Here is an 827-nt window from a genome sequence, read left to right as displayed (position 1 = left end):
CGCCGGGCAGGCCAGCGGCCAGGCCCCGGGCGCACCTGCCCAGGCGCCCGCGGGCCAGCCGGCGCAACCCGCCCAAGCCGCCCCATCGGGACAGCCGGCGCCGCCCGCGGCCCAGGTTCCCGCTCCCCCCGCCGGCAAGCCCGAGCTGCCCGCCGTGCCAACCGCCGCGCTGCGCGGCGCCGATGCCGCGGTCCAGGCGCATGCGGCCGCCGCCCCCAGCGCGCGCGTGCTGGGCCAGGCCTTGCGCCAGGCGCTGCAGACCAGCGGCCTCTTCTATGAATCGCACTTGACCGACATGGTCTACGGCCGGACCTCTCCCGCCCAGTTGCGCGAAGAACCGCAAGCCCGGCTGGACCCGAACGCGGCGGCGAACAACACCGCAAACGCCCCGGCGCCGGCGCGTGCACGCGGCGAAACGCCCGCCCCGGCGCGCGCCAGCGGAGCGGACCCCGCGTCCCCGGCCCCCGCCGGCGGTTCGTCCTCCGCGCCGGGCGCGCCCATCGCCGGCATCCACCAGGACCTCACCGTGCTGGTTCGCCAGCAGCTCGACGTGCTGGCCAACCAGGCGCTGGCCTGGCAGGGCGAGGCCTGGCCCGGCACGCCCATGGAATGGGAAGTCGAACGCGAGCCCTATGGCGGCGACCCCGAAGCCGCCACGTCCACCTGGGCCACCCGAGTGAAGCTGGACCTGCCGCGCCTGGGCCTGGTCGACGCCCGCCTGAACCTGGCCGGCGACCAGCTGGTGCTGCAGCTCGTCGCCCCCCACAGCGCGTCCGAACTCCAGGACGACTCGGACACGCTGCGTTCGCGCCTGCTGGCCGCGGGCC

Annotated in this window: 1 protein-coding gene; it reads left to right on the top strand. The window is 77.0% G+C overall.

Annotated elements, in window-relative coordinates:
• On the top strand, positions 1-827 hold an 827-nt coding region (gene fliK / locus C1I89_RS35820), incomplete at both ends, for a flagellar hook-length control protein FliK (RefSeq protein WP_146196869.1).

The sequence above is a fragment of the Achromobacter pulmonis genome, assembly GCF_002885955.2.
Taxonomy (GTDB): domain Bacteria; phylum Pseudomonadota; class Gammaproteobacteria; order Burkholderiales; family Burkholderiaceae_B; genus Achromobacter; species Achromobacter pulmonis_A.
This window is presented reverse-complemented; position numbering and strand designations above follow the sequence as displayed.